At 63.5% G+C, this 22,509-nt stretch carries 34 protein-coding genes and 1 pseudogene; all 35 read left to right on the forward strand.

Annotated features, from left to right (window positions below):
* Positions 1-64: 64 nt before the first annotated feature.
* Positions 65-1,255, forward strand: a complete 1,191-nt coding sequence (gene tuf, locus G6034_RS17975; RefSeq protein WP_176636479.1) for an elongation factor Tu — start codon at positions 65-67, stop codon at positions 1,253-1,255.
* An 806-nt stretch (positions 1,256-2,061) separates the two neighbouring features.
* Positions 2,062-2,370: a 30S ribosomal protein S10 gene (gene rpsJ / locus G6034_RS17980; protein ID WP_003803825.1), complete on the forward strand. Its 309-nt coding sequence runs from the start codon at positions 2,062-2,064 to the stop codon at positions 2,368-2,370.
* Between the two features lie 17 nt (positions 2,371-2,387).
* On the forward strand, positions 2,388-3,038 hold the full coding sequence (gene rplC, locus G6034_RS17985; protein ID WP_176636480.1) for a 50S ribosomal protein L3: 651 nt from the start codon (positions 2,388-2,390) through the stop codon (positions 3,036-3,038).
* A 4-nt stretch (positions 3,039-3,042) separates the two neighbouring features.
* Positions 3,043-3,699 (forward strand): annotated as a pseudogene (gene rplD, locus G6034_RS17990) (50S ribosomal protein L4); the annotation flags it as partial.
* 6 nt (positions 3,700-3,705) lie between these two features.
* Positions 3,706-3,870 (forward strand): sunset domain-containing protein, encoded by a 165-nt coding sequence (locus G6034_RS20535; protein WP_444529819.1) that lies wholly within the window; start codon positions 3,706-3,708, stop codon positions 3,868-3,870.
* Positions 3,867-4,172 carry a 50S ribosomal protein L23 gene (rplW, locus tag G6034_RS17995; RefSeq protein WP_110501053.1) on the forward strand — a complete coding sequence of 102 codons (306 nt, stop codon included), beginning with the start codon at positions 3,867-3,869 and terminating at the stop codon, positions 4,170-4,172. Before G6034_RS20535 ends, rplW begins: the two co-directional genes overlap by 4 nt.
* Positions 4,173-4,202: 30 nt before the next feature.
* On the forward strand, positions 4,203-5,042 hold the full coding sequence (gene rplB, locus G6034_RS18000; RefSeq protein WP_176636482.1) for a 50S ribosomal protein L2: 840 nt from the start codon (positions 4,203-4,205) through the stop codon (positions 5,040-5,042).
* A gap of 12 nt (positions 5,043-5,054) precedes the next feature.
* Positions 5,055-5,336 carry a 30S ribosomal protein S19 gene (gene rpsS, locus G6034_RS18005; RefSeq protein ID WP_003803803.1) on the forward strand — a complete coding sequence of 94 codons (282 nt, stop codon included), beginning with the start codon at positions 5,055-5,057 and terminating at the stop codon, positions 5,334-5,336.
* A gap of 38 nt (positions 5,337-5,374) precedes the next feature.
* Positions 5,375-5,740 carry a 50S ribosomal protein L22 gene (gene rplV / locus G6034_RS18010; RefSeq protein ID WP_113719163.1) on the forward strand — a complete coding sequence of 122 codons (366 nt, stop codon included), beginning with the start codon at positions 5,375-5,377 and terminating at the stop codon, positions 5,738-5,740.
* Positions 5,741-6,607, forward strand: a complete 867-nt coding sequence (rpsC, locus tag G6034_RS18015; protein WP_176636483.1) for a 30S ribosomal protein S3 — start codon at positions 5,741-5,743, stop codon at positions 6,605-6,607.
* The gene (gene rplP, locus G6034_RS18020; RefSeq protein WP_176636484.1) at positions 6,608-7,024 is read left to right on the forward strand and encodes a 50S ribosomal protein L16; all 417 of its coding nucleotides are present in this window, start codon (positions 6,608-6,610) and stop codon (positions 7,022-7,024) included.
* A gap of 2 nt (positions 7,025-7,026) precedes the next feature.
* Positions 7,027-7,350: a 50S ribosomal protein L29 gene (gene rpmC, locus G6034_RS18025; protein WP_176636485.1), complete on the forward strand. Its 324-nt coding sequence runs from the start codon at positions 7,027-7,029 to the stop codon at positions 7,348-7,350.
* A 56-nt stretch (positions 7,351-7,406) separates the two neighbouring features.
* Complete coding sequence (gene rpsQ / locus G6034_RS18030) at positions 7,407-7,637, forward strand: 30S ribosomal protein S17 (protein WP_176636501.1); 231 nt, start codon at positions 7,407-7,409, stop codon at positions 7,635-7,637.
* A 574-nt stretch (positions 7,638-8,211) separates the two neighbouring features.
* Complete coding sequence (gene rplN / locus G6034_RS18035; protein WP_054013196.1) at positions 8,212-8,580, forward strand: 50S ribosomal protein L14; 369 nt, start codon at positions 8,212-8,214, stop codon at positions 8,578-8,580.
* A gap of 3 nt (positions 8,581-8,583) precedes the next feature.
* Positions 8,584-8,946, forward strand: coding sequence for a 50S ribosomal protein L24 (rplX, locus tag G6034_RS18040; RefSeq protein ID WP_176636486.1), 363 nt, complete (start codon positions 8,584-8,586; stop codon positions 8,944-8,946).
* A complete protein-coding gene (gene rplE, locus G6034_RS18045; protein ID WP_176636487.1) occupies positions 8,943-9,527 on the forward strand; it encodes a 50S ribosomal protein L5 in 585 nt (194 codons plus the stop codon). The genes rplX and rplE overlap by 4 nt, the downstream gene beginning before the upstream one ends.
* Before the next feature lie 103 nt (positions 9,528-9,630).
* Entirely contained in the window at positions 9,631-10,029 is a 399-nt protein-coding gene (gene rpsH, locus G6034_RS18050) for a 30S ribosomal protein S8 (RefSeq protein WP_131394243.1), read from the forward strand.
* A 20-nt stretch (positions 10,030-10,049) separates the two neighbouring features.
* Entirely contained in the window at positions 10,050-10,586 is a 537-nt protein-coding gene (gene rplF / locus G6034_RS18055) for a 50S ribosomal protein L6 (protein WP_176636488.1), read from the forward strand.
* 2 nt (positions 10,587-10,588) lie between these two features.
* Positions 10,589-10,960 (forward strand): 50S ribosomal protein L18, encoded by a 372-nt coding sequence (gene rplR / locus G6034_RS18060; protein WP_176636489.1) that lies wholly within the window; start codon positions 10,589-10,591, stop codon positions 10,958-10,960.
* Between the two features lie 26 nt (positions 10,961-10,986).
* Positions 10,987-11,667, forward strand: a complete 681-nt coding sequence (gene rpsE, locus G6034_RS18065; protein WP_176636490.1) for a 30S ribosomal protein S5 — start codon at positions 10,987-10,989, stop codon at positions 11,665-11,667.
* Positions 11,667-11,879: a 50S ribosomal protein L30 gene (gene rpmD / locus G6034_RS18070; RefSeq protein WP_176636491.1), complete on the forward strand. Its 213-nt coding sequence runs from the start codon at positions 11,667-11,669 to the stop codon at positions 11,877-11,879. Before rpsE ends, rpmD begins: the two co-directional genes overlap by 1 nt.
* A gap of 22 nt (positions 11,880-11,901) precedes the next feature.
* Complete coding sequence (rplO, locus tag G6034_RS18075; RefSeq protein ID WP_425485546.1) at positions 11,902-12,363, forward strand: 50S ribosomal protein L15; 462 nt, start codon at positions 11,902-11,904, stop codon at positions 12,361-12,363.
* A 211-nt stretch (positions 12,364-12,574) separates the two neighbouring features.
* Positions 12,575-13,900, forward strand: a complete 1,326-nt coding sequence (gene secY, locus G6034_RS18080) for a preprotein translocase subunit SecY (protein WP_176636492.1) — start codon at positions 12,575-12,577, stop codon at positions 13,898-13,900.
* 5 nt (positions 13,901-13,905) lie between these two features.
* A complete protein-coding gene (locus G6034_RS18085) occupies positions 13,906-14,466 on the forward strand; it encodes an adenylate kinase (protein WP_176636503.1) in 561 nt (186 codons plus the stop codon).
* A gap of 112 nt (positions 14,467-14,578) precedes the next feature.
* Complete coding sequence (gene map, locus G6034_RS18090) at positions 14,579-15,415, forward strand: type I methionyl aminopeptidase (RefSeq protein ID WP_176636493.1); 837 nt, start codon at positions 14,579-14,581, stop codon at positions 15,413-15,415.
* Positions 15,416-15,782: 367 nt separating this feature from the next.
* Positions 15,783-16,727 carry a P1 family peptidase gene (locus G6034_RS18095; RefSeq protein WP_176636494.1) on the forward strand — a complete coding sequence of 315 codons (945 nt, stop codon included), beginning with the start codon at positions 15,783-15,785 and terminating at the stop codon, positions 16,725-16,727.
* Between the two features lie 242 nt (positions 16,728-16,969).
* Complete coding sequence (gene infA, locus G6034_RS18100; RefSeq protein WP_009358723.1) at positions 16,970-17,191, forward strand: translation initiation factor IF-1; 222 nt, start codon at positions 16,970-16,972, stop codon at positions 17,189-17,191.
* A gap of 29 nt (positions 17,192-17,220) precedes the next feature.
* Positions 17,221-17,334 carry a 50S ribosomal protein L36 gene (gene rpmJ, locus G6034_RS18105; RefSeq protein ID WP_011775570.1) on the forward strand — a complete coding sequence of 38 codons (114 nt, stop codon included), beginning with the start codon at positions 17,221-17,223 and terminating at the stop codon, positions 17,332-17,334.
* Between the two features lie 185 nt (positions 17,335-17,519).
* Positions 17,520-17,897, forward strand: a complete 378-nt coding sequence (gene rpsM / locus G6034_RS18110) for a 30S ribosomal protein S13 (RefSeq protein WP_054012280.1) — start codon at positions 17,520-17,522, stop codon at positions 17,895-17,897.
* A 47-nt stretch (positions 17,898-17,944) separates the two neighbouring features.
* Positions 17,945-18,346, forward strand: coding sequence for a 30S ribosomal protein S11 (gene rpsK / locus G6034_RS18115; protein ID WP_054012279.1), 402 nt, complete (start codon positions 17,945-17,947; stop codon positions 18,344-18,346).
* A gap of 160 nt (positions 18,347-18,506) precedes the next feature.
* On the forward strand, positions 18,507-19,517 hold the full coding sequence (locus tag G6034_RS18120; protein WP_176636495.1) for a DNA-directed RNA polymerase subunit alpha: 1,011 nt from the start codon (positions 18,507-18,509) through the stop codon (positions 19,515-19,517).
* A gap of 85 nt (positions 19,518-19,602) precedes the next feature.
* Positions 19,603-20,151: a 50S ribosomal protein L17 gene (gene rplQ, locus G6034_RS18125; protein WP_176636496.1), complete on the forward strand. Its 549-nt coding sequence runs from the start codon at positions 19,603-19,605 to the stop codon at positions 20,149-20,151.
* A gap of 93 nt (positions 20,152-20,244) precedes the next feature.
* On the forward strand, positions 20,245-21,141 hold the full coding sequence (locus G6034_RS18130; protein ID WP_176636497.1) for a tRNA pseudouridine synthase A: 897 nt from the start codon (positions 20,245-20,247) through the stop codon (positions 21,139-21,141).
* Positions 21,142-21,367: 226 nt separating this feature from the next.
* On the forward strand, positions 21,368-21,811 hold the full coding sequence (rplM, locus tag G6034_RS18135) for a 50S ribosomal protein L13 (protein WP_176636498.1): 444 nt from the start codon (positions 21,368-21,370) through the stop codon (positions 21,809-21,811).
* A gap of 38 nt (positions 21,812-21,849) precedes the next feature.
* The gene (gene rpsI, locus G6034_RS18140) at positions 21,850-22,365 is read left to right on the forward strand and encodes a 30S ribosomal protein S9 (protein WP_176636499.1); all 516 of its coding nucleotides are present in this window, start codon (positions 21,850-21,852) and stop codon (positions 22,363-22,365) included.
* The last annotated feature ends 144 nt before the right edge of the window (positions 22,366-22,509 follow it).

The raw sequence follows: 22,509 nt of genomic DNA on the forward strand, positions 1-22,509 counted from the left end.
TCGATTTCGGTGACGAAAAGCGTCGCCGAGAGTAAGTCAACTGAAAACGTTCTAGGAGGAACCCGTGGCGAAGGCAAAGTTCGAGCGGACTAAGCCGCACGTTAACATCGGCACCATCGGTCACGTTGACCATGGAAAAACGACGTTGACGGCTGCCATTTCCAAGGTACTTTACGACAAGTACCCCACACTTAACGAGCAGCGTGATTTCAGCTCCATCGACTCGGCCCCCGAGGAGAAGCAGCGCGGCATTACGATCAACATCTCCCACGTTGAGTACCAGACCGAGAAGCGCCACTACGCACACGTTGACGCTCCCGGCCACGCTGACTACATCAAGAACATGATCACCGGTGCCGCCCAGATGGACGGCGCAATCCTGGTGGTTGCCGCGACTGACGGCCCGATGGCCCAGACCCGCGAGCACGTTCTGCTGGCCCGCCAGGTGGGCGTCCCCTACCTGCTGGTTGCACTGAACAAGTCGGACATGGTTGACGATGAAGAACTCCTCGACCTGGTCGAAATGGAAGTTCGTGAACTCCTCTCCTCGCAGGGCTTCGACGGCGACGAGGCACCGGTTATCCGGGTCTCCGGCCTGAAGGCACTGGAAGGCGACCCCAAGTGGGTCAAGTCCGTTGAGGAGCTCATGGACGCCGTTGACAACCACGTTCCGGACCCGATCCGCGACAAGGACAAGCCGTTCCTGATGCCGGTTGAAGATGTCTTCACCATCACGGGCCGTGGCACCGTTGTGACGGGCCGCGCCGAGCGTGGAACCCTCAAGATCAACTCCGAGGTCGAGATCGTCGGCATCCGTCCGGTCCAGAAGACCACGGTTACCGGCATCGAGATGTTCCACAAGCAGCTCGACGAGGCGTGGGCCGGCGAGAACTGTGGCCTGCTGCTGCGCGGTATCAAGCGCGAAGATGTTGAGCGTGGCCAGGTCATCGTGAAGCCGGGCTCCATCACCCCGCACACGAACTTCGAGGCCAACGTCTACATCCTGGCCAAGGATGAGGGTGGGCGCCACAACCCGTTCTACTCCAACTACCGCCCGCAGTTCTACTTCCGCACCACGGATGTTACCGGCGTCATCACCCTGCCCGAGGGCACGGAAATGGTCATGCCTGGCGACAACACCGAAATGACCGTTGAGCTGATCCAGCCCATCGCCATGGAAGAGGGCCTCGGCTTCGCCATCCGCGAGGGTGGCCGCACCGTTGGTTCGGGCCGCGTCACCAAGATCATCAAGTAGCTTGCGCTGCAAGTGACTTAGGTCAACATGGAAAGGCCCCCAGCTTCGGCTGGGGGCCTTTCGTGCCTGTTGGGGGGGATGGACACCCCCGAGCGGCTACAGGGCCGCACCGGTCAGGGTGACGGCGCAGGCATTGCAGGCCCACGGCCCCTGCGCAACGGTCACCGATGCCATGGTGTTGATCGGGCGGGACAGGGCGGCACAGGGACGCTCTCCGACATGGGCTGACCTTTGCCCGTGCCGACGTCAGTGTCCACACGGCAAGCGCGACTCATTTCCCCCCCGGTGTTATCCGCGGGATAACGCCGGGCCCGGCGCCGGCCGCCGCCGGCTCCCCGATGGACACCTGGGCCAGGTGACCTTCCCCACAGAATCCACGGTGCCATGCGCGCCGGTGCCGCGGCGGCGCACCGTGGCGGACGGTGGCGGACGCCCGCCAGGGGGCTGCGACGCCGGGCGCATGCACCTCCGGTTGGTGTTTTCCGCCAGATTCCGGCATACTAGTTGAGTTGTTCAAGTGCCTTTTCGTGTCCCGGTCGAGATAATGCTCGACGCAGGGTCCAAGCTGAGGACCAAACATAACCCACCCTCGCAAATAATTGCGGGTACGTGCGCGGCGAGTTCGCGACACGCCCGACCGCGGGGGTCGGAGCTTCGGCGGATTGAGGAACCCGGAAATGTCCGGATTCAGTTCGTTGGAAGCGTGGCGGCACAGCCACCGTGCAACAGGAAAAGTAAACAGCGTTTACGTCAACAGCATTGCTCCCTTTAGGATGCTTCGTTACAGGAAAGAGAGTCACGACGCCATGGCGGGACAAAAAATCCGCATCCGGCTGAAGTCATATGACCACGAGGTCATTGATGTTTCAGCGCGGAAGATCGTTGAGACGGTCACGCGCGCAGGCGCAACGGTAGTTGGCCCCGTGCCGCTGCCCACCGAGAAGAACGTGTACTGCGTTATCCGTTCGCCTCACAAGTACAAGGACAGCCGCGAGCACTTTGAAATGCGCACGCACAAGCGTCTGATCGACATCATCGACCCCACGCCGAAGGCGGTGGATTCGCTCATGCGTCTCGACCTGCCGGCCGACGTGAACATCGAAATCAAACTGTAGGGAGGTGCTGAGAAACTATGACCGCGATCCGCAACACTAAGGGCATCCTGGGCACGAAGCTCGGCATGACCCAGGTCTGGGACGAGAACAACAAGCTTGTTCCTGTAACCGTCGTCCAGGCCGATTCCAACGTCGTCACCCAGCTGCGCAATGCAGAGGTCGATGGCTACGTTGCCCTCCAGATCGGCTACGGCCAGATCGATCCCCGCAAGGTCACCAAGCCGCTGGCTGGTCACTTTGAAAAGGCTGGCGTCACGCCCCGCCGCCACGTCGTTGAACTGCGCACCGCAGACGCCGACTCCTATGCCCTCGGCCAGGAACTCTCCGTTGAGATCTTCGAAGCCGGCCAGAAGGTCGACGTCGTCGGCACTTCCAAGGGCAAGGGCTTCGCCGGTGTCATGAAGCGTCACGGCTTCCACGGCGCCCCGGCATCGCACGGTGCCCACAAGAACCACCGCAAGCCCGGTTCCATCGGTGGCGCGTCCACCCCTGGCCGCGTCTTCAAGGGTGTCCGCATGGCTGGCCGCATGGGCGCCGAGCGTGTCACGACCATGAACCTGACGGTTCACGGCGTCGACGCCGAGAAGTCGCTGCTGCTGATCAAGGGTGCCGTCCCCGGCGCCCGCGGCTCGGTCGTCCTGGTACGCACCGCCGTGAAGGGAGCATAAGTAAATGGCAACTGTAAAGGTTGACCTGCCTGCAGAGATCTTCGACGTCCAGACCAACGTGCCGCTGCTGCACCAGGTCGTCGTCGCACAGCTCGCCGCTGCACGCCAGGGTACCCACAAGACCAAGACCCGCGCCGAAGTTTCCGGTGCCGGCCGCAAGCCGTTCGCCCAGAAGGGCACCGGCCGCGCCCGCCAGGGTTCCATCCGCGCCCCGCACATGACCGGCGGTGGCATTGTCCACGGTCCGACACCGCGCGACTACAGCCAGCGCACCCCCAAGAAGATGAAGGCCGCAGCCCTGCGCGGCGCCCTCTCCGACCGGGCACGCAACGACCGCATCCACGTTGTCTCCGAACTGGTTTCCGGCTCCACGCCGTCCACCAGGTCGGCCAAGGCAGCGCTTGCAGCGGTTTCCGAGCGCAAGAACCTGCTGGTTGTCATCGAGCGCAGCAACGACGTTGCCGCCTTGAGCGTCCGCAACATCCCCAACATCCACGTGCTGTACGTTGACCAGCTCAACACCTACGACGTGCTCGTTGCCGATGACGTTGTCTTCACCGAGGCAGCCTTCGAGATCTTCGTCTCCGGGCGCGCCGCCTCCGAAGCCTTCGCCTCCAGCCTGGTGCTGGTCGAGGACCTGGGTTCCACAGATGCTGCCGAAGGCACCATCAAGGGCAACAAGGACTCCATGAAGTACCACGTGCCTGGCTCACGCTGGTACGACGCCACTGTGGCCGAGGTATGGTTCGCAACCGTTGAGGAAGCCAAGGCCGCAGGCTTTGTTCCCGCCGGCGGCGAAGCTGCCCAGACGATTGAGGAGGACGCCAAGTGAGCGCCGTCACCATCAAGGATCCGCGCGACGTCGTGCTTGCACCCGTCGTCTCGGAAAAGAGCTACGGCTTGATCGACGAAGGCAAGTACACCTTCCTGGTCGACCCCCGCTCGAACAAGACCGAGATCAAGCTGGCCGTGGAGAAAATCTTCTCCGTCAAGGTCGACTCGATCAACACCATCAACCGTGCCGGTAAGCGCAAGCGCACCAAGTTTGGATGGGGACAGCGCAAGAACACCAAGCGCGCCATTGTCTCCCTCAAAGAAGGCACAATCGACATCTTCGGCGGTCCGCTTTCCTAAGCGGAGACCACTTTAACGAGGAAATATACTATGGGAATCCGTAAATACAAGCCGACAACCCCGGGCCGTCGCGGCTCGAGCGTTGCCGACTTCAGTGAAATCACGCGGTCGACGCCGGAGAAGTCTCTGGTCCGTCCCCTGCCCAAAAAGGGTGGCCGCAACAACACCGGTCGTATCACGACGCGTCACAAGGGTGGTGGCCACAAGCGCCAGTACCGCCTGATTGACTTCCGTCGCCACGACAAGGATGGCGTCAACGCACGAGTGGCCGAGATCGAATACGATCCCAACCGCACGGCGCGCATTGCCCTCCTGCACTATGTTGATGGCACCAAGCGTTACATCGTGGCGCCGAACAAGCTCAAGCAGGGCGACTTTGTTGAAGCCGGCCCCGCGGCGGACATCAAGCCTGGCAACAACCTGCCGCTGCGCAACATCCCCGTGGGTACAGTTATCCACGCCGTGGAGCTGCGTCCCGGCGGCGGTGCCAAGATGGCCCGTTCCGCAGGAGCTTCCGTTCAGCTCGTCGCCAAGGAAGGCAAGTTCGCCCAGCTGCGGCTGCCCTCCGGTGAAATCCGCAACGTCGATGCGCGCTGCCGCGCCACCATCGGTGAGGTCGGAAACGCCGAGCAGTCCAACATCAACTGGGGCAAGGCAGGCCGCATGCGCTGGAAGGGCGTTCGCCCGACCGTCCGCGGTGTTGTCATGAACCCCGTCGACCACCCGCACGGTGGTGGTGAAGGCAAGACCTCCGGTGGACGCCACCCGGTCAACCCGAACGGCAAGCCCGAGGGCCGCACCCGCCGCCCCAACAAAGAGAGCGACAAACTCATCGTTCGTCGCCGTCGTACTGGCAAGAACAAGCGATAGGAGCCTGGAGACATGCCACGTAGCCTGAAGAAGGGTCCTTTCGTAGACCAGCACCTCTTTGTCAAGGTCGCTAGGGAAAACGAAAAGGGCACCAAGAACGTCATCAAGACCTGGTCCCGCCGCTCGATGATCATCCCGGACATGCTGGGTCACACGATCGCCGTGCACGATGGTCGCAAGCACATCCCCGTGTTTGTCACCGAGTCGATGGTCGGGCACAAGCTCGGCGAATTCGCCCCCACGCGGACATTCCGCGGCCATGTCAAGGACGACCGCAAGGGCAAGCGCCGCTAGGCGCTTGGCTTTACGGCTAAGACGAGAGAAGGATAGCAATGGAAGCCAAGGCAAGTGCGCGCCATCTGCGCGTCACGCCTATGAAGGCCCGGCGCGTCGTCAACCTGATTCGTGGCAAGCAGGCGAATGAGGCATTGGCGATTCTGAAGTTTGCCCCCCAGGCAGCTTCAGAGCCGGTATTCAAGGTAGTCCAGTCCGCAGTGGCAAACGCCCGCGTTCTGGCAGATCGCGACAGCGTCGCGTTCAATGAAAACGATCTGTACATCAGCGAAATCTTCGTTGACGAAGGCCCCACCATGAAGCGGTTCCAGCCGCGCGCCCAGGGCCGTGCGTTCCAGATCAAGAAGCGCACCAGCCACGTCACCGTGGTTGTCGCTACCCCCGAGAAAGAGGAGGCTCGCTAAGTGGGACAGAAAGTAAACCCGCACGGGTTCCGTCTCGGGATCACCACGGACCACCGTTCACACTGGTTCGCGGACAGCAACAAGCCCGGACAGCGCTACAAGGACTTCGTAAAAGAAGACATCAAGATCCGCGCACTCATGTCCACGGGCATGGACCGCGCCGGCATTTCCAAGGTTGAGATCGAGCGCACCCGTGACCGTGTTCGTGTGGACATCCACACTGCACGTCCCGGCATTGTGATCGGCCGCCGGGGAGCTGAGGCAGACCGCATCCGCGGCGAGCTCGAAAAGCTCACCGGCAAGCAGGTCCAGCTCAACATCCTGGAAGTGAAGAACCCGGAGGCTGACGCCCAGCTCGTTGCGCAGGGCATCGCTGAGCAGCTGACTTCCCGTGTGGCCTTCCGCCGCGCGATGAAGAAGGCCATGCAGTCCGCGCAGCGCACGGGCAGCGTCAAGGGCATCCGTGTCGCTTGCGCCGGCCGCCTGGGCGGGGCTGAAATGTCCCGCACCGAGTTCTACCGCGAAGGTCGTGTGCCCCTGCACACCCTGCGTGCCAACATCGACTACGGCTTCTTCGAAGCCAAGACCGTGTTCGGCCGCATCGGTGTCAAGGTCTGGATCTACAAGGGCGATGTCACGAGCAAGGAACTGGCTGCCCAGGCAGCTGCAGCTCCCGCCCGTGGCCGCGGCCCGCGTCGAGACGGCGATGACCGCGCCCCCCGCGGCCCCCGCGCCGGTGGCGACCGCGCACCCCGCGGCCCCCGCGCCGGTGGCGACCGTCCCGAGCGCACCGAGGCTGCTGCCGCGGCCCCGGCTCCCGCAGCTGCAGAGGTTGCAGCCCCGGCAGCAGAAGGAGGACAGGCTTAAATGCTTATCCCACGTCGAGTAAAGTTCCGCAAGCAGCACCACCCGGGTCGCACCGGGCAGGCTACCGGCGGCACCACGGTCACGTTTGGCGAGTGGGGCATTCAGGCCCTGACGCCCGCCTACGTCACCAACCGCCAGATCGAGTCCGCTCGTATCGCCATGACGCGTCACATCAAGCGTGGCGGAAAGGTGTGGATCAACATCTACCCCGACCGTCCGTTGACGAAGAAGCCGGCGGAAACCCGCATGGGTTCCGGTAAGGGTTCGCCCGAGTGGTGGATTGCGAATGTCAAGCCCGGCCGTGTTCTCTTTGAACTCTCCGGTGTATCAGAAGAGGTAGCTCGCGAGGCCCTGCGCCTGGCGATCCACAAGCTGCCGTTGAAAGCACGCATCGTGCGTCGCGAAGGTGGTGAGTAGAGATGTCAGTTGGATCCAAGGATCTGGCCCCCGCACAGCTTGACGGGTTCGACAACGAGCGTCTTGTTGAAGAACTCCGGAAGGCCAAGGAGGAACTGTTCAACCTGCGCTTCCAGTCCGCCACCGGTCAGCTGGAAAGCCACGGTCGTTTGCGCGTTGTCAAGCGCGACATCGCCCGCATCTACACGGTGATGCGTGAGCGCGAGCTGGGCATTCGCCCGGACGTCGTTGTCTCCGCACCTGTGGAGAAGGCCTCCAAGAAGGCTGACAAGGAAGCCAAGAAGGCCTCCAAGAAGGCTGACGAAACTGAGGAGATCGCCAAGTGAGCGAGTCTGTAAACAACACCGAAGCCGCGGGCGCAGTCCGCGGCGAGCGCAAGAAGATGCGCGGCTACGTCGTCTCGGACAAGATGGACAAGACCATCGTCGTTGAGGTCGAAGACCGCGTCAAGCACGCCCTGTACGGCAAGGTCCTGCGCCGCAACAAGAAGGTCAAGGCCCACGATGAAGAGAACACCGCCGGCATCGGCGACCTCGTCATCATCAGCGAGACCCGTCCGCTCTCGGCAACCAAGCGCTTCCGCCTGGTTGAGATCGTCGAGAAGGCCAAGTAACCATTCGGCCTTGTGCTGATTGATTGCCCAGGCGTTGGGCCCGTCACCGTTCGCGGTGCCGGGCCCAACGTGCGTTTAAGACCCGACCCGCGCTGCAGGACCCGCGACAGCAGACGCGATGAAACCGGAGGTCCCACGGCAGGGCCTACGGGCGCGGGGGACCCGCTCTGCGCTTGCGGGCAGTGGGGGCGTCTCGGGACCATCCGACACACGGACGCCGGCGCCCTGGCGGCCGGAAGTGTGCGCGAGGCAACGGCTTGGGAGGGCCGGGTGCGCAAGGTGTGGTAGCGCCGTCGTGCTAGGATTGTCTATTGCTGCGCCTTTTCTGTGCCGCCGTTTACGGCAGTGGCAGTGGGTGCGCAATTACCTCGTAAATGCTCGTGCCACTACAAACTGCCGTTCGAATCATGGATCCGTCCATCAACCGGTGCGGAAAGTGCAGTTGGCATGAGGCATTTAGGCGTGTATTGGCAAAATCCAGGCACGTCGAGAGACATCCCGAACAATACGTTCCGCAAGGCTTGTCCACAGATGGATTGTGGCCAAGAACCGGCGCGACGAACAGGAGACACTAGTGATTCAGCAGGAGTCGCGGCTTAAGGTCGCCGACAACACGGGTGCCAAGGAAATCTTGACCATCCGCGTTCTCGGTGGATCCGGGCGCCGCTACGCAGGCATTGGCGACACCATTGTCGCAACCGTCAAGGATGCAATTCCCGGCGGAAACGTGAAGAAGGGTGACGTCGTCAAGGCTGTCATCGTTCGCACCAAGAAGGAACGCCGCCGTGCGGATGGTTCCTACATCAAGTTCGACGAGAACGCCGCCGTGCTTCTCAAGAACGACGGGGACCCCCGCGGTACCCGTATCTTCGGCCCGGTTGGCCGTGAACTTCGGGACAAGAAGTTCATGAAGATCATCTCGTTGGCTCCGGAGGTGCTGTAGCTTATGGCAAAGATCAAGAAGGGTGACCTGGTTCAGGTCATCACAGGTGGCAGGGCCGAACGTGGCGGCGACCGTGGCAAGCAGGGCAAGGTCCTGAAGGTTTTCCCCGAGGCCAACCGCGTGTTGGTTGAAGGCGTCAACCGTGTCACCAAGCACACGAAGGCCGGCCAGACGGAACGTGGCACCAAGACCGGTGGCATTGAAATCGTCGAGGCTCCCATTCACATCTCCAACGTTGCCGTGGTGGACCCGTCCACCAAGAAGCCGACCCGCGTTGGCTACCGCATCGAGACCGTTGAGCGCGATGGCCGCGAGCGTCAAGTACGCGTCCGCGTTGCCAAGGGCTCGGGGAAGGATCTGGCATGAGCGCCGCAGTTGCAGAGAACACGCCCAAGGTCTCGCCTCGCCTGAAGACCCGCTACGCAGCGGAAATCAAGGCGACGCTGACGCAGGAATTCGGTTACACGAACGTCAACCAGGTTCCGCGCCTGGTCAAGGTCGTTGTCAACATGGGTGTTGGAGATGCCGCCAAGGACTCCAAGATCATTGACGGCGCCGTCCGCGACCTCACAGCCATCACCGGCCAGAAGCCACAGGTTTCCAAGGCCCGCAAGTCGATCGCACAGTTCAAGCTGCGCGAAGGCATGCCGATCGGCTGCCACGCCACGCTGCGTGGGGACCGCATGTGGGAATTCCTCGACCGTCTGGTCACGCTGGCACTGCCCCGTATCCGCGATTTCCGCGGCCTGAGCGGCAAGCAGTTTGACGGCAACGGCAACTACACCTTCGGTCTGACCGAACAGGTTATGTTCCACGAGATCGACCAGGACGCCATTGACCGCGTACGCGGCATGGACATCACCGTCGTGACCACGGCCAAGACCGACAACGAAGGCCGCGCGCTGCTCAAGGCGCTTGGCTTCCCGTTCAAATCCGAAGATAACTGATCTACGTAAAAGGTCCGTTCCGTGGGTGGAGCCGGGTGCGACGTAATGTCGACACGCCCAGTCCACGCGAAGGAAACCGTTACGAGGAAGGGCAAGCGCCCAAATGACAATGACTGATCCTGTCGCAGACATGCTTACGCGTCTGCGCAACGCAAACTCGGCACACCACGACACCGTGTCCATGCCGTTTAGCAAGCTCAAGGGCCACATCGCCGACATCCTCAAGGCACAGGGCTACATTGCTGCCTGGAAGGTCGAAGACGCCGAGGTCGGCAAGAAGATGACCATCGACCTGAAGTACGGCCCCAGCCGCGAGCGTTCAATCGCCGGCCTGCGCCGAATCTCCAAGCCGGGACTGCGCGTTTACGCAAAGTCCACGAACCTCCCCAACGTGTTGGGCGGTTTGGGTGTCGCCATCCTGTCGACGTCGTCCGGTCTGCTGACCGACCGCCAGGCTGCCAAGAAGGGCGTGGGTGGGGAAGTCCTCGCCTACGTCTGGTAGTAGAGAGAAGGGAAAGAATAATGTCACGTATTGGACGTCTCCCCATCTCCGTGCCTGCCGGCGTCGAGGTCAAGATTGAAGACAGCCTCGTTTCCGTCAAGGGCCCGAAGGGAACGCTGGAGCACAATGTTGCCAGCCCCATCACGGTAGCTCTCGAAGAGAACACCATCACGGTTTCCCGCCCCAACGATGAGCGCGCATCACGCTCGCTCCACGGCCTGACCCGCACCCTCATTGACAACCTGATCATCGGTGTCACGCAGGGTTACGAGAAGAAGCTGGAAATTGTTGGTACCGGTTACCGCGTAGCCGCCAAGGGCGCAAACCTTGAGTTTGCGCTCGGCTTCAGCCACCCCGTTGTGGTCGAGGCACCGGCCGGCATCACCCTGACGGTTGAGGGCCCCACCAAGCTCTCCGTCGCAGGCATTGACAAGCAGCAGGTGGGCGAAGTTGCTGCCAACATCCGCAAGCTGCGCAAGCCCGACCCTTACAAGGGCAAGGGCGTTCGCTACGCAGGCGAGATCATCCGCCGCAAGGTCGGAAAGGCTGGTAAGTAACCATGGCACTGTCCGTAAGAGGAAAGTCCAAGGCCGCAGCACGCGGCCGTCGCCACCTGCGCGTTCGCAAGCGCATCAGTGGCACCACCGTGCGACCCCGTCTGGTGGTCAACCGTTCTGCCCGTCACATCTTTGTGCAGGTCATCGACGACACCCAGGGGCTGACCCTGGCGTCGGCCTCGACCCTGGAAGCAGACCTGCGCACCTTTGACGGTGACAAGACCGCCAAGGCCAAGCGTGTTGGCGAGCTCGTCGCCGAGCGTGCCAAGGCTGCCGGCATTGACGCTGTGGTGTTCGACCGTGGCGGCAACCGCTACCACGGTCGCGTTGCAGCCGTCGCCGACGGCGCACGCGAAGGCGGTCTGGCACTGTGACCGAAAACATTAACAAGGAGAACACTGTGTCAGAAGCAACTGCAGCTGACGGTGCGGCTGCCAAGACAGAGACTGCCGCAGCGACCGACGGCGGCCGTGGCCGCGGCGGTCGCGACGGTGGTCGTGGAGGCCGCGAAGGCGGTCGTGACGGTGGCCGTGGCCGCGGTCGCGACGGCGGCCGCGAGGCCGAGAAGAACCAGTTCATCGAGCGCGTTGTCAACATCAACCGCGTTGCCAAGGTGGTCAAGGGTGGCCGTCGCTTCAGCTTCACCGCCCTCGTGATCGTCGGCGACGGCAACGGCATGGTTGGCGTCGGCTACGGCAAGGCCAAGGAAGTTCCCGCGGCCATCGCCAAGGGCGTTGAAGAGGCCAAGAAGTCCTTCTTCCGCGTTCCGTTGATCGGCAAGACGGTTCCGCACCGCGTCCAGGGTGAAGCCGCTGCCGGCGTCGTCCTGCTGCGTCCGGCCGCCGCCGGTACCGGTGTGATCGCCGGAGGTCCGGTGCGCGCCGTACTGGAATGCGTCGGCATCCACGACGTGCTGTCCAAGTCACTTGGTTCCTCGAACGCCATCAACATTGTTCACGCAACCGTTGATGCGCTCAAGCGCCTGGAAGACCCCAAGGCTGTCGCGGCCCGCCGCGGACTGCCCTTGGATGAGGTCGCCCCGGATGTGCTGCTGCGCAACATGCAAAAGGCAGGTCTGTAATGACGACACCGAAGAACATTCAGCCTTCCGACGCGAAGCTGAAAATCACGCAGACCAGGTCCGTCATTGGCGGCAAGCAGAACCAGAAGGACACCCTTCGCTCACTGGGCCTGAAGCACATCGGCGACTCCGTCGTCCGTACGGCTGACGCAGTGACCGCGGGCATGATCAACACGGTTCCGCACCTGGTAAAGGTTGAGGAGGCGAAGTAAAGTGGCTGCTGAAAAGAAGTCTGTGGAAACTGCCGAGAAGCAGAATGCACTGAAGGTTCACCACCTGCGCCCGGCGCCGGGCGCCAAGACGGCTAAAACCCGTGTTGGCCGCGGTGAAGGTTCAAAGGGCAAGACTGCCGGCCGTGGTACGAAGGGTACCAAGGCCCGCTACCAGATCAAGGCCGGCTTTGCCGGCGGCCAGTTGCCGCTGCACATGCGCCTGCCGAAGCTGCGTGGCTTCAAGAACCCGTTCCGCGTGGAGTTCCAGGTTGTCAACCTGGACAGGCTGAGCGAGCTCTTCCCCGAGGGTGGCGTTGTCACCGTCGAGGCCCTGGTTGAAAAGGGCGCCGTTCGCAAGAACCAGCCCGTCAAGGTGCTCGGGACCGGTGACATCACCGTCAAGGTTGACGTCACGGCCCACGCATTCTCGACCAGCGCAGCGGAAAAGATCACTGCTGCAGGTGGCTCGACCACCGAACTCTAAACAGTTCACAAAAATGCGCACATCTGGCGATTAGACTCCTGGTGGGCGGAGCTCATGTTCCGCCCGCCAGGAGTCTTTTGCCTCTCCTGCCACAACCGGTGCGACCGTCGGGCGGCGCCGCGGGTTTCAGTGCGGGCCAGATCACCCGCTAGAATCTTTCCTTGGGTTCACTTGCGAACCTTACTTTTCTCTCTACCTATCAGGAGGACGCTTGCTTACCGCATTTGGCCGCGCCTTTCGCACGCCTGATCTGCGACGCAAGTTGTTGTTCACGCTGGGAATCCTCGCCATCTTCCGCCTGGGTGCATTCATCCCCTCGCCCGGAGTTGACTACCGCAACGTCCAACAGTGCGTAAATTCCTCCAACACCAATGAAGGAATTTACCAGCTTGTCAACCTGTTCAGCGGCGGCGCCTTGCTTCAGGTCTCCATCTTCGCGCTGGGCATCATGCCCTACATCACCGCGAGCATCATCGTCCAGCTCCTGCGCGTGGTCATTCCCCGCTTCCAGGAACTCCACCTGGAAGGGGCCCAGGGGCAGGGCCAGCTGACGCAGTACACGCGTTACCTGACCATCGCCCTCGGCCTGCTCAACGCCACGACGCTGGTGACGCTTGCCCGCTCGGGCCAGCTGTTTGCCGGCTGCGGTGCGGCCGGCAGCGCCACCCCGCTGATCCCGGACGACAACCTGGTGGTCATTGGCCTGCTGATCCTGACGCTGACGGCCGGATCCGGCCTGATCATGTGGATGGGCGAGCTCGTCACCGAAAAGGGTGTCGGCAACGGCATGTCCCTGCTGATCTTCGTGGCCATCGCGGCACAGTTCCCCACCTCCCTGGGCGCCATCCTCAAGACCCAGGGCTGGGGCACGTTCCTGATCGTCATGGTCTTGGGCCTGGTCATCGTCGGCCTCGTGGTGTTCGTGGAGCAGTCGCAGCGCCGCGTTCCCGTCCAGTACGCCAAGCGCATGATTGGCCGCCGGACGATGGGTGGCACCAGCACCTACATCCCGATCAAGGTCAACATGGCCGGTGTGATTCCGGTCATCTTCGCGTCGTCCATGCTGTACCTGCCGGCGCTGCTGGCCCAGTTTGCCACGCCCAAGAACAGCGCCAACGTTCCGGGCTGGATCCAGTGGGTCAACAACTACCTGACACGTGGCGACCATCCGATCTACATGCTGATGTACTTCCTGTTGACCATTGGCTTTACTTACTTCTATGTCGCGATAACTTTCAACCCGGAAGAAGTCTCTGACAATATGAAGAAGTACGGCGGGTTCATTCCCGGCATTCGTGCCGGCAAGCCAACACAGGACTACCTGCAGTATGTAATCTCACGCGTCACACTGCCGGGATCGCTCTACCTGGGCATCGTTGCCCTCATCCCGCTCATTGCCCTGGTCATGATCGGGGCAAACCAGAACTTCCCGTTTGGCGGCACTTCGCTGTTGATTGTCGTCGGCGTCGGGTTGGAGACGGTCAAGCAGATTGACGCACAGCTCCAGCAGCGCCACTATGAAGGGTTATTGCGATGACAAGAATGCTGATCATTGGACCTCCCGGGTCGGGAAAAGGAACGCAGGCGGAACGCATCTGTGCCGAGCTGGCCATTGTTGCCATCTCCACGGGCGACATCTTCCGTGCCAACGTCAAGGGTGAAACCCCGTTGGGCCTGGAAGCGAAGCAGTACATGGACAATGGCGACTTCGTTCCCGACAGCGTGACCAACCGGATGGTTCGTGACCGGCTCGCCCAGGACGACGTCACCGACGGCTTCCTCCTGGACGGTTATCCCCGTACCACGGCGCAGGTCGACGAGCTCGACGACATCCTTGCCACGGCCGGCGTCGCGCTTGACGTAGTTGTCCAACTGACGGCCGACGACGAGGAACTCGTCAAGCGCCTCCTCGGCCGCGCCCGCGACGCGGGCCGCAGCGACGACAACGAAAAGGTCATCCGTCACCGCCTGGACCTTTACCGCGAGCAGACCGAAGTTGTGGTTGCCCGCTACGCCGAGCGTGGCATCCTGGCCAAGGTCGACGGGCTGGGCGATATCGACGATGTCACTGCCCGCATCATGGACGCCGTCAAGAACGCCTAGTCCAGACAGACAGGCCTCCCCGGCACGCCACGGCGTGACATGAACGGGAGGAAGGGCTCCTTCCCGATGACGGGAGGGGGCCCTCGAACTTTTCCAGTGAAGGGATCCCGCCATGGCATTGCGCCAGCAACGGATTGAGTACAAGACCATCGACCAGATGCGCACGATGCATCGCAGCGGACTCATACTCGACGACGCCCTGAACCAGGTGGTGGCCGCCGCCGCCCCCGGCGTGACCACGGCCGAACTTGACTCGCTCTTCGCCGGGCTGCTGAAAAAGGCTGGCGCCACCTCCAACTTTCTGGGCTACTACGACTACCCGGCCACCATCTGCACGTCCGTCAACGAGGTGGTGGTCCACGGGATCCCCGGCGAGAGGGAGCTGAAGGCCGGCGACGTGCTGTCCGTCGACGGCGGCGCCATTGTGGAAGGCTGGCACTCCGACTCCGCCCGCACGGTCATTGTGGGCGGCCCCGACGCCGAGGACCCGGCCGACCGCCGCCTGAGCGACGTCACCGAGGAGTCCATGTGGCGCGGCATCGCTGCGATGGCCACGGCCAAGTACGTGGGCGACATTGGCGACGCCATCGACGACTACGTCACCTCGCAGCCGGGCAAGCCGCTGGGAATCCTCGAAGACTATGTGGGCCACGGCATCGGATCCGCCATGCACATGGCTCCCGACGTGCTCAACTACAGCTCCAAACACCGCGGCCCCAAGCTCAAGCCCGGCATGTGCCTGGCCATCGAACCCATGCTGGTCCGCGGCGGCCTGGAAACCAGGACCCTCCCCGATAATTGGACGGTCGTGACGGAGGACGGGGCACGCGCCGCCCATTGGGAGCATTCCGTGGCCGTCCATCCCCAGGGCATCTGGGTGCTGACCGCGCCCGACGGTGGGGCGGGGCGCCTTGCGCCCTTGGGCGTCACCCCCGTGCCTCTGGGCTAGGCGCCCGGCGAACGTGCCACGGTCCCGGCGTTGCCTTTGCCGGGACCATGGCACAACCGTTTGACGTCCCGCTTCCCTCCGCCCACATCGCCTGCACCCAGGGACGAACGTCGCTGCCTGCTGTGGTTCCTGGGGCCGCGGACGGGACCGCCACCGGCTGCCTGGCTGTGCGCACCGGCGCCGACATGACGCCGTTGCCGGCTCCCGCCTCCGCGCCCGGCCCCCACATCCGCGCCCGGTGGACCGGGCGCGGATGTGGGGGACAGGCGCATTTTAGGCGGTGGCGGATCCGCCGGGCCGCAATGCTGCAGTTCCGGACTAGCATGGTCGGGACGGCCATTCACGTACCCCTCCAGGAGGACATGCCATGACTGAGGGTTCCATCACGGACGTTCCCGGCATCAGGGTGGGGCAGGCACAGCGCCGCGGCGACGGCTGGCTGACGGGCGTCACTGTGGTGCTGCCGCCCCCGGGCACGATCGGCTCCGTGGACGTCCGCGGCGGCGGACCCGGGACGCACGAAACCGACGCGCTGGACCCCACCACCCTGGTTCCCACCGTGGACGCCGTGGTGCTGGCCGGCGGCAGCGCCTACGGGCTGGCGGCGGCCGGCGGCGTGCAGCGCTGGTGCGAGGAAAACGGACGCGGCTTCCCGGTACCTGGCGGCGTGGTGCCGATCGTCCCCGCCGCGGCGATCTTTGACCTGGGCCGCGGCGGGGACTTCACGGCACGGCCCGACGCCGGGATGGGGTACGAGGCTGCCCTCGACGCGGCGGCCGGGGGCGGGGGTGCCGCCGTCGAACGCGGGAACGCGGGGGCGGGCACGGGCGCGGCCATCGGCGCGGGGACCTTCAAGGGCGGGCTGGGTACCTCTTCGGTCCGGCTGGCGGGGGATAACGGCGAAGTTGTGGTTGGGGCCCTGGCCGTGGTCAACGCGGCCGGGGTGCCGTGGCACCCGGGTGCCGTCCCGCCGCCGTCTGGGGAGGGGTTGAACACCACACTGGTGGTGGTGGCAACGAACGCCGGCCTGAGCGTTGCCGAGGCGAAGCGGACGGCTACGGCCGCGCACGCCGGCATGGCCCGTGCCCTGAACCCGGTCCACACGTTGGCCGACGGCGACACCGTCTTCACGCTGGCAACCGGTCAGGTGACCTTGGCCGTCAATCCACAGCGGCCCGCCGCCGCCATGATCGAGCTGCAAAGTGCGGCAGCGGAGGCCGTGCGGCTGGCGATCCTGGACGGCGTGGCCGCGGCGGTTGGCATCTCCACGCCGGCCGGCAACTGGCCGCGGTACCCCGAAGCAGGCGTCTGAGGTCACAGGAGGTCACAGCCGGTGGGCCCGGGGCAATTTAACTTATTTGCGGCTTTGCCGTAGAGTTGGCTGTTGGTTGTCTGTGCCCGCCGTAATTTATGGTGCGCTGCGGTAGCCCGGCGTCAAGCCCGGGCCATCCACCGTGACGCAGGCGAACAAATATTAGTAGGAAACCCAAAGTCGTCCCGCGTTGTGCCCATTCCGGGTGGAGCCGGGCCGGCGCAACAAAGTTAGCGGAGGATATGGCCAAGAAAGACGGGGTCATTGAGATCGAGGGCGTTGTGACTGAAGCGCTGCCCAATGCGATGTTTCGCGTTGAGCTGACGAACAAGCACATCGTTCTTGCCCATATCTCAGGAAAAATGCGCCAGCACTATATTCGTATCCTTCCTGAGGACCGAGTTGTGGTGGAGCTGAGCCCTTACGACCTCACCCGTGGTCGCATCGTCTACCGCTACAAATAACCACAACTGCAATCACGCAAAGGAATGCCATGAAGGTCAAGCCGAGCGTCAAGCAGATCTGCGACAAGTGCAAGGTGATTCGCCGTAACGGGCGCGTCATGGTGATCTGCGAGAACCCGCGCCACAAGCAGCGCCAGGGCTAATCCTTCCCCAGGGGGAAGAAGCCGGGCAGCCGCTCACGCAAGTACATAAATAAGGCAGCACAAGTTGGACGAAGGCGGAGCAATCCGCAACCGGCCAACGGACCCCCGGTCGGAGGCCGGGGCCGCACGGTAAATAGTGCGGGTGTACTGTCTACGACCTCCGGTTTACACAAGGAGCAGCCACTATGGCACGTCTCGCTGGCGTAGACCTTCCCCGCGAAAAGCGGCTGGAAGTAGCGCTTACATACATCTACGGCGTGGGCAAGACCCGTGCAAAAAAAGTTCTGGCAGACACGGGGATCTCACCGGACGTCCGCGTGAAGGACTTGACCGACGCTGAACTCGTTCAGCTGCGTGACAACATCGAGGGTAACTACAAGGTTGAGGGCGACCTTCGCCGCGAGGTTGCAGCAGATATCCGCCGCAAGGTTGAGATCGGCAGCTACCAGGGCATCCGCCACCGCCGCGGCATGCCTGTGCATGGCCAGCGCACGAAGACCAACGCTCGCACCCGCAAGGGACCGAAGCGCACCGTCGCAGGCAAGAAGAAGGCCGGCCGCTGACATTCAGCGTATGCCGCCGCCCAAATAAACTTTCGTAGGAGAATAAAATGCCCCCAAAGACTCGTGGAGCGGTCCGTAAGCCGCGTCGCAAGGATAAAAAGAATATTGCGCTGGGCCAGGCGCACATCAAGAGCACCTTTAACAACACCATCGTGTCCATCACGGACCCGAACGGTGCCGTCATCTCGTGGGCTTCCGCCGGCGAAGTTGGCTTCAAGGGCTCTCGCAAGTCGACTCCGTACGCCGCACAGATGGCTGCTGAAGCAGCTGCCAAGCGCGCCCAGGAGCACGGCCTGCGCAAGGTTGACGTTTTTGTAAAGGGTCCGGGCTCGGGCCGCGAAACGGCTATCCGTTCGCTGCAGGCTGCTGGTCTTGAGGTTGGCTCCATCCAGGATGTCACCCCCAGCGCCCACAACGGCTGCCGTCCGCCCAAGCGCCGTCGCGTCTAACGACACACACCGCCGCAGTGTGAGTTGGCCTTTCCCGCCGCCTTTGGTCCTAACCAAATGCCCCGGGGAGGGTCAACTCCGCCGCGGTTAAGTCGCCAGCCGCCTTTTCCACTACCTGTGTTGCGTCATATAGCGGATGCTCGCTGAAAGGAAACCCCCAGTGCTCATTGCACAGCGCCCCACCCTATCTGAAGAAGTAGTTTCCGAAAACCGGTCCCGGTTCGTCATTGAACCGTTGGAGCCCGGTTTCGGCTACACCCTGGGAAACTCCCTCCGTCGGACCCTGCTGTCCTCCATCCCCGGCGCTGCTGTCACCAGCATCCGCATCGATGGCGTCCTGCACGAGTTCACCACGGTTCCCGGTGTGAAGGAAGATGTCACCGAGATCATCCTGAACATCAAGGGCCTCTCCGTGTCCAGCGAGCATGACGAGCCCGTCGTCGCCTACCTGCGCAAGCAGGGTCCCGGCGTCGTGACGGCTGCCGACATCGCCCCGCCGGCCGGGGTGGAATTCCACAACCCGGACATGCACATCGCCACGTTGAACTCGAAGGGCAAGTTCGAACTCGAACTGACCATCGAGCGCGGCCGCGGCTACGTTTCGGCAGCCCAGAACAAGAGCTTGGACTCCGAGATCGGCCGCATCCCGGTCGACTCGATCTACTCTCCCGTCCTGAAGGTGACCTTCCGCGTGGAGGCCACCCGTGTGGAGCAGCGCACAGACTTCGACAAGCTCATTGTCGACGTTGAGACCAAGCAGGCCATCTCCCCGCGGGATGCCATCGCCTCCGCCGGCACCACCCTGGTGGAGTTGTTCGGCCTGGCCCGCGAGCTGAACACCGCCGCTGAAGGCATCGAGATCGGCCCGTCCCCGACGGACGCCGCCCTCGCCGCCGACATGGCGCTCCCGATCGAGGACCTGGACCTGACGGTGCGTTCCTACAACTGCCTCAAGCGTGAGGGCATCCACTCAGTGGGTGAACTCGTTGCTCGCTCCGAGGCTGACCTGATGGACATCCGCAACTTCGGTGCGAAGTCCATCGACGAGGTCAAGGCAAAGCTGGTTGAACTGGGCCTTTCCCTGAAGGATTCCCCTCCAGGATTTGACCTGGCCGCCCGTGCCGCAGCCATAGACGAGAACGACGACGCCTACGGCGACGACGAACTCTAAAGACGAACAACCATTCTTTAGCCGCCACCGCCAGGCACAACTGATGTGACTGGCCCGGAGCGGCTGGTACTTGAGGAGAAACACCATGCCTACACCCGCCAAGGGTCCCCGCCTCGGAGGCGGCGCGGCTCACGAGCGCCTGATGCTCGCGAACCTGTCCGCAGCCCTGTTCGAGCATAAGCGGATCACCACCACCCTGACCAAGGCCAAGCGCCTGAGCCCCTACGCCGAGCGACTGGTCACCTTCGCCAAGCGCGGGGACCTGTCCTCACGCCGCCGCGTCCTCGGCCTGATCAGCGACAAGGGCATTGTCCACGAGCTGTTCACCGACATCGCCAAGGCAGTGGAGAACCGCGACGGCGGCTACACGCGCATCACCAAGATTGGCAACCGAAAGGGCGACAACGCCCCCATGGCGGTCATCGAGCTGGTCCTGGAGCCGCTGAGCCCCAAGCAGGCCGTCGTGAAGGAAGCCACCACCGCTGCCGCCACGGCCGCCCCCGCCGAGGAGGCAGCCGTCGAGGAAGCACCCGTCGTGGAGACCCCCGCCGAGGAGGCCTCTGAGGCTCCCGCCGAGGAAGCACCCGTCGTGGAAGCACCCGTCGTGGAAGCACCCGCTGACGAAACCAAGTAGCACCGAAGCACGGCTTCGGCTTGAACGGTAAAAGGGCCCGGCGCCTCGGAGGAGGCGCCGGGCCCTTTCGCTTGCCACGGTAGAATTGCACCCATGGACACTCCCAGCCCCGTTCCCGCAGTCCATGGACATTTGCGGGTCCGCCTTGACCTGGCGTACGACGGCGGCCCGTTCAGCGGGTGGGCGCTCCAACCCGGGCGCCTCACCGTCCAGGGCGTGGTCGAGGAGGCCCTTGCCATGATTTTGCGCCGGCCCGTCCGGCTTACCGTGGCCGGCCGCACTGACGCGGGGGTCCACGCCCGCGGACAGGTCGCCCACCTGGACGTCACGCCCCAGGAGTGGGACGGGATCAGGCGGGGGCACGACGTCGCCCCCCAGGACTCGCTCAGGCGCCGGCTCAACGGGGCGCTGGCCCGGGTCCTGGGGGAGCTGCACGGGACCGTGGAGATTGTTGCGGCGCAGCCCGCGCCGGCAGGCTTCGACGCGCGCTTTTCCGCCCTGTGGCGCCGCTACAGCTACCGGATTGCCGACGCCGGCACCCGGCGGGACCCCCTGCGGCGCGCGGTGACGCTGTGGCACAAGCATGACCTCGACGTGGAGCTCATGAACCAGGCTGCACGGCCCCTGCTCGGCCTGCAGGACTTCAAGGCCTTCGCGAAGCCCCGCGCGGGATCCACCACCGTCCGCACCCTGCAACGCCTCGACTACGGGCGCGGGCCGGACGGTGTGATTAATGTCAACGTCCAGGCGGATGCGTTCTGCCACAACATGGTCCGGGCGCTGACAGGGGCCGCCCTGCGCGTGGGGGAGGGCAGGGAGGATCCGGAATGGATGCACCGGCGCCTGCTGGCCGGCGTCCGGGACGCAAAGTCGGTCCTGGCGGCCCCGCACCCGCTGGTTTTGGAGGAAGTCCACTACCCTGACGACTCGGAAATGCTGCTGCGCGCCACCCTGACCAGGGCGCGGCGGGTCCCGGCTGCGCCGCTTTGACCGGCGGGCACGATTAACGGTATCGTTGGTAGTCGTTGTGCGTGTCCTATCTCGATGGCACGCGCCCGTTGGAGGTCCGGTTGCAGGACTGCCACCCAAAGGGCGTCATCGGGAAGTGTATGGATAACTGGTGTTAGAGCCCTCACCTCTGTTCCGGTAAACGCATAGATAGCAGGTGTCAACCATCTGTGACACCAACCAAGAACAAGAAACGAAGGCAAAAACCGTGCGTACGTATACCCCGAAGCCCGGCGATATCAACCGTCAGTGGCACATCATTGATGCCAATGACGTTGTCTTGGGCCGTCTTGCCAGCCAGACCGCAACACTGCTGCGTGGAAAGCACAAGCCGACCTTCGCTCCCCACATGGACATGGGCGATTTCGTCATCATCATCAACGCCGAGAAGGTTGCCCTGACCGGCGCCAAGCTCGAGCAGAAGCGCGCCTACCGCCACTCCGGCTACCCGGGCGGCCTGTCAAGCATGAACTATGCCGAACTGCTGGAATCCAACCCGGTTCGCGCAGTGGAGAAGGCCGTCGCCGGCATGCTCCCGAAGACCAAGCTGGGCGCGGCCCAGATCACCAAGCTGAAGGTCTACCGCGGTGCAGAGCACCCGCACGCTGCCCAGCAGCCCAAGACGTTCGAACTCACCCAGGTCGCCCAGTAGTCCTGGCCACCACCTAAATTTACTTATCAAGGAGAATCGTGGCTCAGAACACTGAAGAGCTGAACACCGAGGCCGTTGTGGCTGAGGAAGAAGTTTTGACCAGCTACACCAGCGAGAGCGCACCCGCCGCCGACGCCGCACCGAAGAAGGAGCGCCCGGCGCTGACCGTTCCCGGTGCAGCCGTTGGCCGCCGCAAGCAGGCAATCGCCCGCGTGCGCGTTGTCCCCGGCACCGGCAAGTGGGTTGTGAACGGCCGCGAACTGGCTGACTACTTCCCGAACAAGCTGCACCAGCAGGAAGTCAACGACCCGTTCCGCATCCTCGACCTCGACGGTGCCTACGACGTCATCGCCCGCATCCACGGCGGCGGCCCCTCCGGCCAGGCCGGCGCGCTGCGTCTGGGCGTTGCCCGTTCCCTGAACGAGATCGACGGCGAGAACAACCGCGCCATCCTCAAGAAGGCCGGCTTCCTGACCCGTGACGCACGCGTCATCGAGCGCAAGAAGGCCGGCCTCAAGAAGGCACGCAAGGCTTCGCAGTACTCCAAGCGCTAATTTCCGCGCTCCCCAAAAAGGCCGGTCGCCCAGCGACCGGCCTTTTTGCCTGCTCGCGCGGCTTCCAGCGCTTGGCTCCACAAGCGCCGGCAACACGCGCTCCCGGGGAAATCGCCGGTTCGCAGCTGCGAGCCGGCGATTTTT

The sequence above is a fragment of the Arthrobacter wenxiniae genome, assembly GCF_013376105.1.
GTDB lineage: Bacteria > Actinomycetota > Actinomycetes > Actinomycetales > Micrococcaceae > Specibacter > Specibacter wenxiniae.

Excerpts from the sequence above, each read along its gene's own strand:
- rpsM (WP_054012280.1), top strand. The coding sequence starts at position 17,520 with ATGGCACGTCTCGCTGGCGTAGACCTTCCCCGCGAAAAGCGGCTGGAA.
- rplE (WP_176636487.1), top strand. The coding sequence starts at position 8,943 with ATGAGCGCCGCAGTTGCAGAGAACACGCCCAAGGTCTCGCCTCGCCTG.
- rpsK (WP_054012279.1), top strand. The coding sequence starts at position 17,945 with ATGCCCCCAAAGACTCGTGGAGCGGTCCGTAAGCCGCGTCGCAAGGAT.
- rpmJ (WP_011775570.1), top strand. The coding sequence starts at position 17,221 with ATGAAGGTCAAGCCGAGCGTCAAGCAGATCTGCGACAAGTGCAAGGTG.
- rplV (WP_113719163.1), top strand. The coding sequence starts at position 5,375 with ATGGAAGCCAAGGCAAGTGCGCGCCATCTGCGCGTCACGCCTATGAAG.
- rpsH (WP_131394243.1), top strand. The coding sequence starts at position 9,631 with ATGACAATGACTGATCCTGTCGCAGACATGCTTACGCGTCTGCGCAAC.
- rpmC (WP_176636485.1), top strand. The coding sequence starts at position 7,027 with ATGTCAGTTGGATCCAAGGATCTGGCCCCCGCACAGCTTGACGGGTTC.
- rplX (WP_176636486.1), top strand. The coding sequence starts at position 8,584 with ATGGCAAAGATCAAGAAGGGTGACCTGGTTCAGGTCATCACAGGTGGC.
- rplC (WP_176636480.1), top strand. The coding sequence starts at position 2,388 with ATGACCGCGATCCGCAACACTAAGGGCATCCTGGGCACGAAGCTCGGC.
- rpmD (WP_176636491.1), top strand. The coding sequence starts at position 11,667 with ATGACGACACCGAAGAACATTCAGCCTTCCGACGCGAAGCTGAAAATC.
- rplF (WP_176636488.1), top strand. The coding sequence starts at position 10,050 with ATGTCACGTATTGGACGTCTCCCCATCTCCGTGCCTGCCGGCGTCGAG.
- infA (WP_009358723.1), top strand. The coding sequence starts at position 16,970 with ATGGCCAAGAAAGACGGGGTCATTGAGATCGAGGGCGTTGTGACTGAA.
- G6034_RS18085 (WP_176636503.1), top strand. The coding sequence starts at position 13,906 with ATGCTGATCATTGGACCTCCCGGGTCGGGAAAAGGAACGCAGGCGGAA.
- G6034_RS18095 (WP_176636494.1), top strand. The coding sequence starts at position 15,783 with ATGACTGAGGGTTCCATCACGGACGTTCCCGGCATCAGGGTGGGGCAG.
- rpsJ (WP_003803825.1), top strand. The coding sequence starts at position 2,062 with ATGGCGGGACAAAAAATCCGCATCCGGCTGAAGTCATATGACCACGAG.
- rpsQ (WP_176636501.1), top strand. The coding sequence starts at position 7,407 with ATGCGCGGCTACGTCGTCTCGGACAAGATGGACAAGACCATCGTCGTT.
- rpsS (WP_003803803.1), top strand. The coding sequence starts at position 5,055 with ATGCCACGTAGCCTGAAGAAGGGTCCTTTCGTAGACCAGCACCTCTTT.
- rplQ (WP_176636496.1), top strand. The coding sequence starts at position 19,603 with ATGCCTACACCCGCCAAGGGTCCCCGCCTCGGAGGCGGCGCGGCTCAC.
- G6034_RS18130 (WP_176636497.1), top strand. The coding sequence starts at position 20,245 with ATGGACACTCCCAGCCCCGTTCCCGCAGTCCATGGACATTTGCGGGTC.
- rplB (WP_176636482.1), top strand. The coding sequence starts at position 4,203 with ATGGGAATCCGTAAATACAAGCCGACAACCCCGGGCCGTCGCGGCTCG.
- rplR (WP_176636489.1), top strand. The coding sequence starts at position 10,589 with ATGGCACTGTCCGTAAGAGGAAAGTCCAAGGCCGCAGCACGCGGCCGT.
- rplP (WP_176636484.1), top strand. The coding sequence starts at position 6,608 with ATGCTTATCCCACGTCGAGTAAAGTTCCGCAAGCAGCACCACCCGGGT.
- map (WP_176636493.1), top strand. The coding sequence starts at position 14,579 with ATGGCATTGCGCCAGCAACGGATTGAGTACAAGACCATCGACCAGATG.